This window comes from Streptomyces sp. WAC05374 (assembly GCF_004353505.1).
Classification (GTDB): Bacteria; Actinomycetota; Actinomycetes; order Streptomycetales; family Streptomycetaceae; genus Streptomyces.
Genome location: NZ_SMNQ01000048.1, coordinates 1 through 1,016, shown reverse-complemented (window position 1 = coordinate 1,016; position 1,016 = coordinate 1). Strand labels below are relative to the sequence as shown.

Here is a 1,016-nt window from a genome sequence, read left to right as displayed (position 1 = left end):
CTGAACGACGGTGCGGGGGCCCGTATCCAGGAGGGCGTCAGCGCCCTGGCGGGGTACGGCGGGATCTTCCAGCGCAACACGCGTGCCTCGGGTGTCATCCCGCAGATCAGCGTGATGCTCGGCCCGTGCGCGGGCGGCGCGGCCTACAGCCCCGCCCTGACGGACTTCGTGTTCATGGTCCGTGACACCTCGCAGATGTTCATCACCGGCCCGGACGTGGTCAAGGCCGTGACGGGTGAGGAGATCACCCAGAACGGCCTGGGTGGCGCGGACGTGCACGCCGAGACCAGCGGTGTGGCGCACTTCGCGTACGACGACGAGGAGACCTGCATCGCCGAGGTCCGCTACCTGTTGTCGATGCTGCCGCAGAACAACCGTGAGAACCCTCCGGTGGTGCGGGGCCAGGACGCCGCGGACCGGCGCTGCGACGCGCTCCTGGACCTGGTCCCGGTCGACGGCAACCGGCCCTACGACATGGCGAAGGTGATCGAGGAGCTCGTCGACGACGGCGACTACCTGGAGATCCACGAGCGCTGGGCGCGCAACATCATCTGCGCCCTGGCCCGCCTGGACGGCCAGGTCGTGGGCATCGTGGCCAACCAGCCGCAGACGCTGGCCGGCGTGCTGGACATCGAGGCGTCCGAGAAGGCCGCCCGCTTCGTCCAGATGTGCGACGCGTTCAACATCCCGATCATCACCCTGCTGGACGTGCCCGGCTTCCTGCCCGGCGTCGACCAGGAGCACGGCGGCATCATCCGCCACGGCGCCAAGCTGCTGTACGCGTACTGCAACGCCACCGTGCCGCGCATCAGCCTGATCCTGCGCAAGGCCTACGGCGGCGCCTACATCGTCATGGACTCCCAGTCCATCGGCGCCGACCTCACCTACGCCTGGCCGACCAACGAGATCGCCGTCATGGGCGCCGAGGGCGCCGCCAACGTCATCTTCCGCCGTCAGATCGCCGACGCCGAGGACCCCGAGGCCATGCGCGCCCGCATGGTCAAGGAGTACAAGGC

General features: G+C 69.1%; 1 protein-coding gene. It reads left to right on the top strand.

Annotated features, from left to right (window positions below; all coding sequences use genetic code 11):
- Positions 1–1,016, top strand: a 1,016-nt coding sequence (locus E2B92_RS32475) for an acyl-CoA carboxylase subunit beta (protein WP_133087797.1), incomplete at both ends; no start/stop codon positions are given.